We start from the raw sequence: 8,806 nt of genomic DNA, 5'->3' as shown, positions 1-8,806 counted from the left end.
GAATAGTATATCTACATAATACTTATAAATATATAATTTAAACTATTTTACCATATATAATCTATTTTGTCATTTGTGAAATATCCTGAAACATTCTATCATATAGCTCTTTTCTTTTTTCTGAACATTGTCTATACTAATGACTACCTAAAGAAGGAAAGGGCATTTGGATGAAAAAGAAAAAGAAGCAATTAAGAGTAGTTACGCCATTCCAATTACTTGTCTCTTATTATTTCATAGCGATTGCGACATCGTTTTTGTTGTTGCGACTTCCATGGGTGCATCGAGAGGGTGTTGAAGTTGCTTATTTAGATACATTATTTACAGCGGTTAGTGCAGTGAGTGTGACAGGTTTAACTGTTTTTGATATATCGGACACCTATACGACATTTGGACTTATTATGCTGTTGTTTATTTTACAACTAGGTGCGATTGGCATTATGTCACTTGGAACGTTTATTTGGTTGCTTGTTGGTAAGCATATTGGGATGCGGGAAAGACAGTTGATTATGATTGACCATAATCAATATAAACTGTCAGGTGTAGTCCAATTAATTCGTGAAATCGTTAAGCTATTATTTTTCATTGAAGCTACTGGTGCAGTTATTTTAACATTGCATTTTAAACGTTATTTTGACACGTGGCAGGAAGCTTTAACAAATGGAATTTTTACAGCGATTTCTGCAACAACAAATGGTGGCTTTGACATTACAGGTATGAGCTTACAGCCATTCCATTTAGATTATTTCGTGCAATTTGTGACGATGTTATTGATTATGCTTGGGGCAATCGGCTTCCCTGTATTAATTGAATTAAAGCTATTTTTAACGAAAAAAGACCCAACCTTTCGCTTTAGCCTATTTACAAAAATCACAACGGCAACATATGGTGTATTGTTTATTGTCGGTTCATTAGGTATTTTAGCGCTTGAAAGCTTTCATTCATTTAAAGGGATGTCATGGCATGAGGCGCTATTTTCGGCAATGTATCATTCCGTCTCGACACGCTCAGCAGGCTTAACGACTTACGATGTACAAACATTTGGTGAGGCCACAGATATGTTTATGAGCTTTTTAATGTTTATCGGTGCATCGCCTAGTTCAGTTGGTGGAGGAATTCGCACGACAACATTTGCGATAGCGATTTTATTTTTAATTACGTATGCGATGGGGCGTGAAGAGATTCAAATATTTGGACGCGAAATTCATATGATTGATGTGTTCCGCTCGTTCGTTGTTATTACATTAGCGTTATTTATGGTATTTTTAGCGACAATCATGCTTTTAATTTCAGAGCCACATGCAACAGCGACACAGCTTATATTTGAAATTACATCAGCGTTCGGAACATGTGGGATGTCACTCGGCATTACAAGTGATTTATCGACATTCGGAAAAATTGTCATTATGGTGTTAATGTTCATTGGACGTGTTGGGATTATTTCATTTTTATATACGTTAGGTGGCAATAGGAAAAAATTGAAATATCATTATCCTAAGGAGCGTGTCATTATTGGGTAAATCGCAAAAAGCTTGCTGAAAACGTAAAAATATCTTTCGCTTAGTAAGTGGGGAAAGGCGTATCTGAAAAAACTTTTTCAGATACGCCTTTTTTAGTTTGGTTGGGCGATTTTCAGCATCCGTTGGGCGAATCATTACATTTGAACTAGAAAGTATGTGCGCTCAATTTGCCTTAATATCCGCAAAATAAGGCTGTTGTCCTTGTCGGAAATAAGTGAATAAATAGCCTTGATGTTTTTTAATTTGTCCATTGATGAAGTCATTATAAGATATCGTCGTTGGAATAATGAGCGAATGCTTGAATAAATCACGCTCTGTAATGTCCATTGCGACAAACTCTTCTCCAGCGATAGCTGGGTTTTGGCGCAACAATGTGTAAATATTTTTTTGCTGCTGTTGATCTGCACGTTCTTTCCACCAAATTTTGCGCGGTTGGAATTGTTGCGCCTGTAAATAATCAAGCTGCATAATATTTTGTACAACAGCTAAATCGACGTTTGATACCGTTTGTAAAAATTCAAGTAAACGCTGGAATAAATCTTCAAGCTGATGTCCGATACGTGACCAGCCGCGTGTTTCCCAAAAAGTTCCGAAGCTTTGGAAAAAATCGAATGGTGTTTCGAATACCTCTGTTACTAAGTATTCAATCGTGTAATCCATACGATGTGCATTCCAATATTTCTCAAGCACATCTTCCGCATGTTTAATACGAACAATATCGTCAAATGTTAATACATTATTTGAGAAAATTTCGTATGGTGAAATATCGACATATGTGTAGCCATATTTTTTGGCTTCTAAACGTAAGCCTGTCCCACGTAATAGCTTTAAAAAGCCCAGCTGTAATTCCTCGGGACGCATTGCAAATACATCGTTGAATGTATCGCGGAATGAAGCGTAGTCTTCTTCTGGTAAACCAGCGATTAAATCTAAATGCTGGTCGATTTTTCCACCATCTTTCACCATTGTGACAGTGCGCTTTAATTTTTCAAAGTTTTGACGACGCTTCACAAGCTCATTTGTTAAATCATTTGTTGATTGTACACCGATTTCAAAGCGGAACAAACCTTTAGGAGCATTGTCATTTAAAAATTGGATGACTTCTGGGCGCATAATATCTGCGGTAATTTCGAATTGGAAGACAACGCCTGGTTTATGTTCATCAATTAAAAACTGGAACATTTCCATCGCGTAGCTACGGCTAATATTAAATGTACGGTCGACAAATTTAATTGTTCTTGCCCCGTTATCCATTAAAAAGCGAATATCCTCTTTTATTTTTTCACGGCTAAAATAACGTACCCCTACTTCGATGCTTGATAAGCAAAATTGACATTGGAAGGGACAGCCACGGCTCGTTTCGATATACTGGATGCGCTTGCCAAGATGAGGTAGATCCTCCTCAAAGCGGAATGGTGTTGCAAGCTCGCGCAAATCAATTTTGGGTGGCTGTGCATGAATTTTTACTTTACCTTCAACTAAATAGCAAATGCCTCGCACATCTTCTAAAGGCATATCCCCATTGCAATAATGCATTAATTCCTTAAAGGAAGTTTCACCTTCTCCCATGACGATAAAATCAATTTCCGTATGATTTTTTAACCAATGGTGTACGTCATATGATACTTCAGGGCCACCTAAAATAATTTTTGTGTTTGGCAAGACTGTTTTTAGCATTTTGATAACATGCAATGTTTCCTCGATATTCCAAATGTAACAGCTAAATCCTACAACATCTGGCTGCTTTTGAAATAAGTCAGATACAATATTAAATGCAGGGTCTTTAATTGTATATTCAGCAAGCTCTGGTATAAACTCAGGATAGGCACTTGCTTTTAAATAGCGAATTGCTAAATTTGTGTGAATATATTTGGCGTTTAATGTAGCTAATACAATTTTCATAATTTCTCTCCTCTTTCTAATTATTATTGTAGCAGTGTAGCGAAAAGGGGACAACTTACTAAATATTCGCATCAATGAAATCATCGTTTTGTCGAGACTGTCACGACATGTGCTTTGGGTGGGTCAACAGGATGACACTATCAAATATCCGTTGAAAAAAATGAATCAAGCACTTTTGCCACCGATAAAAGCAGAAATTTTATACGAAATCAAGATAAAACGTCTTTATTGCTAAATAATTTTTCGGAAAATATAGAATATTAGGTAATAAAAATGTAATATAGTTAATAGGATATAAATAGCATACTAATTGATAACGCGATTACTTTACAATAGGAGGTTCGTTTTCCTTGAGTTATATTGATATTTCCAAGCTTGATAGACTCTTTGATGAATGCACAGAGTCAATTGTTGTCATGCACGAATCAGGTCAAATTCAAAAAATGAATCAAGAAGCAGCGCAGTTATTAGGTCGGAATCACTTGGTAATAGAGCAGCTGATGCTTGATGAGATGTCCAGTGAAAAATGGGATGCTTTTATGAAAGAAGCGAAGTATTCAGGAATAGCGTTTTGCAATGTAAATATTATTGTAGAAAATAGTCCAATTTCTACTAGTGTATTTGGCTGTTATTTGAAAGCGGAACAATCTATTATCGTATGGATAACTCCAAATTACAATGAGGACAAGTTAGTCAATACAGATGTTCTATGCTCTATTATAGATTGTGCATGTTATGATGCTATTTTGTCGGACAAGCATGGTTATATTATAGATATTACAGAGGGCGCTTCAAACATTTTAAGACACAAAAGTGAACAAGTAATGCAGCGAACATACGAACAACTATTGTACGATTTAGACTTTTCACAAGAACAAATTTTTAAGCATATTCAAAAGCTTGACGAGCGCTCAATCAGTACGGTTGATTTTAAATATCAGATTGCTGGTGAAACAATAATTTATGAAATGACAGCAATTGCGATAAACGCTGATAACTTGGTTGTGACACTATTGAAAGATGTAACTGTTGAAAGAAATGTTACAGATGCTAAGGAAGACAAGGTTTTGTCTAATTTAAATGAGCTTGTTGCAACGATTGTGCATGAAATAAGAAATCCAATGACTTCTTTAAAAGGTTTTTTAGATTTATTAAAGTTGAATATGAGTGATGATGGCCAGCAATATTTTTCAATAATTGACGCTGAATTTGAGCGTTTAGAGCTTATTTTAGAGGACTTCTTATATTTATCGAAGCCACCAAGATACGCAATGGAGGAAATTTCTTTTGTAGAGATTATCAAACAAATTGTGGATCTTATGCAGCCACAAGCAATTCAAAATAATATTTTACTAATGCTTGAATATTCTCTCGCAGATGAATTTAAGATGCAAGGGAATGTAGTACGCTTAAAACAGTTGTTAATCAATGTTATTAAAAATGCGATTGAAGTGATGCCATTAGGAGGAACAATAACAATTGCACTAGGCTATAATATGGATGGCAATATTGAATTAACAATTAAAGATGAAGGTTATGGTATGAACGAAGAAACAATGCAAGGCTTATTCACACCTTTCTTTACAACAAAGAAGCAGGGCTCTGGTCTTGGCTTACCTCTTGTTAAAAAAGTTATTGAGGAACACGGTGGCGATGTGAAGGTTTGGAGCAAAGAAGGAGTAGGTACAGAATTTACATTTACAATTCCTGTCGATTCGTATAAATATTTAATGAATATTTCATTGCATGAATCTGTAAGTCTGACTTGAGAATATTAGAGTGAAGCTATGGTATAGTCAGATATTCGTCTGATTTTACCATAGCTTTTTATCATGATGCAGCAGGTGTCCAAACTCGCTAAGAAAGAGCCTGTGGTAATGGTTGAGTGACCAACGTCATGTCTCCACAAAGCCTCCGTCAGATATCACAGATGATGCAGGCCTGTTAACCATCGGTGCGTGTTATGACGCACTTCTACTAGAAACAAGTTCGAAAAAGCCGGACGAGAGTTAGCAGAGGCATAATTGATATGTCTTGTGAAAAATATAGTAAATAAAATGAAAAAGTTGGACAAGACCTTCACGCAATAGCTATAATGCTTTGTAGATAAGTTATCCTGATTCAGCTAATGTAAAGCTTTCTTTTTTAGAGAGAAACCTAAAATATTGCTGAATCAAGATAAAGCCTCCGACGAATGTTCCAAGTTTTGAAGGGAGACCTGCACATTGCGGGTCCGTTAACCGTTAGCGTATGAAGTGATGATTTTAGGCTGCGCCCCGAAGAAATCTGGACAAGAGTTAGCTGGGGCATAATTGATCTTAGATAAGGATGGATTGTATGGCTTCAGAAGAAATTAAACAATCATTAAAGCTATTTATCGTACTGTCGCGCGCATATAAAGCAATTAATGAAACAACAAATCATTTTTTTCAAAAAAATGGATTGAACCCAACTGAATTTGCTGTATTAGAGCTTCTCTATCATAAAGGAAGACAACCGTTACAGCATATTGGGAATAAAATATTATTAGCAAGTGGCTCAATTACTTATGTAGTGGATAAGCTTGAAAAAAGAGGTTATTTGTCGCGTGTATCTTGTCCAGAAGATCGCCGTGTGACATATGCAGAAATTACCGACGCAGGTGCTCAGTTTATGGCGGAGTTATTTCCTGAACATGAAACAAATTTACATGAGTTATTAAGTGCATTAACTCCAGAGGAAAAAGATCAGGCAATTGAGCTACTGAAAAAATTAGGTTTATCTGTGAAGGATTTATCGTATTAAAAGAGCAGGTTTTCATGGAATGTTGAAGGCAAGCTTTTTTGTATGAAAAAGGCTGTAGGAAAAGTAAGCTTTTCCTACAGCCTTTTAATTACTCAATTGTTAAACCCATTTGCACAAGCGCGTCTTTTAAATCAATGTCATTATCAAAAATAGTTAAGCGAATAAATTTATCTGGTCTTTCGTATAAAAGTGTTATGACTGTCTCACCTTCATATTCTACGTAAAATGTGTGCATATTTGTAATGTGCTCATCTAATTGAATAGATGCTAAATCATACTCGCTATAGCCTTCCTCAGAAGCGATTGCATCTACTGTATCACTCGTGTTTGTTAGCAATTCTTCAAACACAGCATCCGCTTTTGGAAATGCTTCAATACGCATTGATACATCTGGATTGATATCGGCCATCACAACATCACGACCAGGCTCTTCGGCAGTAAGCGTAAAGCCATCCATTAAGTTTATGTGGTAATCTTGCTGGGGGCTTTTTGTAATAATAGTAGAGCCTTTTACTTCCTGATTATTTGATTTATACGTAATTGAATGTACATCGTTCGTTGGATTTTCCTCTGTTGTTGTTTCGTCTGTATTTTCTTCTTTATCTTCTTCTACTGCGTTATCTTCACCTAATTCCTCTTCGTTGTTAGGTTCTTCAGTTGTAGTATCATTTGAATCTTCATTTGGTATTGGTTCCTCAGTTTGTGATTCCGTACTACATGCTGCTAAAAATAGAGCAGTTAAAATAGAGAAAATTAATAAATATTTTTTCATTTAACATTCCTCCTTACGAATATAAGGACGTGCCTAATTAAAATAAGTTTCCTGCAAAAAAGTAATTATGTGAGCGGTAAAACTAAAAATAATAATAAAACAAAGACAACATGAGAGACAATGATTAGCGGTAAACTTTTTTTCCACTCATAGAGAGCTCCCCATAAAAGCCCTGAAACAAATGCTGCCATTACGCCTGGTATAAAGCCGCTAATAGCGACTGAAATCGAAAAGAGAACGGCTGTAATAATAATCGCATAGCTACTTTTAACAAAGCGTTTTAATTGCTGCTGAACAAAACCACGCCAAAACATTTCTTCTCCTACAACGATAATAAAAATAAGAAGCAAGTAATGCCAAACAGTGGACGGGCCATATTTTGCTAAAAAGCTTGCAATCTGTTGTGGGGCATTTGGACTGATAAACGGTAGTATTAAATAGCCTAGTTTAATTATACCGTATGTGATTGTCCCATAACCAATACCGAATATTAAATATTGCCATGTAGGTAAGCTATCTTCAAATTTTTCTGTTACGAGTGAAATGGCGATACCGACTAATAAAGTGAATGTATATAAATACCAAAAAATCGTTTTTTCAGAAAATGTATAAAACAGCATTGCATACATGAAAATTAACGAAAGCAACAGTACTGGAGCTTGTTTAATTAATTTCATAAAATGAATCAGCCTCCTAACGTAATACTAACAAAAAAACACCCTTTCATCATCAATTTTGTGATGAAAGGATGTTTTTCTAAACAAGATCGTATAATAATTGTAAGGAATGCCATATTATAATACTAATGAGGCTTATGATGAACCTATCTAGCAAATTTTGTGGCATTTAGAATAGCATAATTTTTAAAAAGGTGGTAAAAAATATGCATTGTGATTGTTGCTAAATCAAGATAAAATTTTATAACGTTTATGGTTAACGACTGTTTTTTCTTCTATTTCTAGGTCCGTGAAATTCTCCATAATGGTTAAGTCAACAATAACAGAATTCTCATTTACCTTTTCAACAATACCTTGTAAGCCATCTTTAAATTCGATAATATTTCCAACTTCGGCAATTTTCACAGGCAGTCAACTCCTTTAATGAATTGCGCCTCAGCGTAATTGCGTCTGGATTTTTTCGAGCTCGGTCTTCGCAGAAGTTAGCCTAAAAGCGTCACAATATGCGCCAACGGTTAACGGACCCGCAATGTGCAGGCCTCACCTTCAAAATCCGTGACATCCGCCGGGGCTTTAATCTTGGTTCAGATGGTGTTTGAATCCCTATTAAAATAGGGAAAAGCAGATCTTCCTCTTCTCTATAAAGGGAGGGAGCTTTGACTGAACCAAGGTTAACGTCATTACCATAACTGTTGTTAAGAATAACATATTAAGGGGATATAAATCAATTATACGGGGCAATGTTTGTATTATTCTACTAAATGTGTTAATTGGAGATGTATTTTCAAACCAAATATTGTATAATAAAATATGGTCATTTTGAATTCAAAGTAAAATTCGATAAAAATCTGAAAATATATTATATGAGAAGGTGCTCGAATCTAGATTTTTGGGGCATAATTGATTATAAGAGACATTAAAACAGGCATATTGATTATGTAAATATTGTCTATTAATAGGCGTGTTTTTAGGAGAAACGATTTTTATTAGACGCACACTCGTTGATTGAAGTGGAGGGTGGCGACTCCAGCGGAAAGAGTGCGAGATGAAAATCCATTTATTTCGGCATTCGCCGAAATAAATTAGTTGAAGCCGCACCCGCGGAAAGCGTCCACCCGCAACGGAAATCAACGAATTCTTAGGTATTCTCT

Annotated in this window: 7 protein-coding genes; 3 read left to right on the top strand and 4 right to left on the bottom strand. The window is 35.6% G+C overall.

The features are described 5' to 3' along the window. The first annotated feature begins 170 nt into the window (after positions 1 to 170). Entirely contained in the window at positions 171 to 1,520 is a 1,350-nt protein-coding gene (locus C9J34_RS19775) for a TrkH family potassium uptake protein (RefSeq protein WP_107841896.1), read from the top strand. Between the two features lie 162 nt (positions 1,521 to 1,682). Here C9J34_RS19775 and C9J34_RS19770 read toward each other — a convergent pair whose 3' ends face one another. Then, the gene (locus C9J34_RS19770; RefSeq protein ID WP_107841895.1) at positions 1,683 to 3,422 is read right to left on the bottom strand and encodes a B12-binding domain-containing radical SAM protein; all 1,740 of its coding nucleotides are present in this window, start codon (positions 3,420 to 3,422) and stop codon (positions 1,683 to 1,685) included. A gap of 350 nt (positions 3,423 to 3,772) precedes the next feature. Between C9J34_RS19770 and C9J34_RS19765 the strand changes: the two genes are divergently transcribed. Next, on the top strand, positions 3,773 to 5,191 hold the full coding sequence (locus tag C9J34_RS19765; protein ID WP_107841894.1) for an ATP-binding protein: 1,419 nt from the start codon (positions 3,773 to 3,775) through the stop codon (positions 5,189 to 5,191). Positions 5,192 to 5,759: 568 nt separating this feature from the next. After that, a complete protein-coding gene (locus C9J34_RS19760; protein WP_107841893.1) occupies positions 5,760 to 6,206 on the top strand; it encodes a MarR family winged helix-turn-helix transcriptional regulator in 447 nt (148 codons plus the stop codon). An 88-nt stretch (positions 6,207 to 6,294) separates the two neighbouring features. Here the strand turns inward: C9J34_RS19760 and C9J34_RS19755 are convergent, their stop codons facing one another. From C9J34_RS19755 to C9J34_RS19745, 3 genes are all read right to left on the bottom strand, one after another. After that, positions 6,295 to 6,978 (bottom strand): putative periplasmic lipoprotein, encoded by a 684-nt coding sequence (locus tag C9J34_RS19755; protein WP_107841892.1) that lies wholly within the window; start codon positions 6,976 to 6,978, stop codon positions 6,295 to 6,297. A 65-nt stretch (positions 6,979 to 7,043) separates the two neighbouring features. Further along, entirely contained in the window at positions 7,044 to 7,655 is a 612-nt protein-coding gene (locus C9J34_RS19750) for a CPBP family intramembrane glutamic endopeptidase (protein ID WP_107841891.1), read from the bottom strand. A 228-nt stretch (positions 7,656 to 7,883) separates the two neighbouring features. After that, positions 7,884 to 8,060: a YkvS family protein gene (locus C9J34_RS19745; RefSeq protein WP_066169499.1), complete on the bottom strand. Its 177-nt coding sequence runs from the start codon at positions 8,058 to 8,060 to the stop codon at positions 7,884 to 7,886. Positions 8,061 to 8,806: the final 746 nt, after the last annotated feature.

The sequence above is a fragment of the Metasolibacillus meyeri genome, from assembly GCF_003049505.1.
Taxonomy (GTDB): Bacteria; Bacillota; Bacilli; order Bacillales_A; family Planococcaceae; genus Metasolibacillus; species Metasolibacillus meyeri.
The sequence above is the reverse complement of the archived record's forward strand: the minus strand, read 5'-3'. Positions and strand labels throughout refer to the sequence as shown.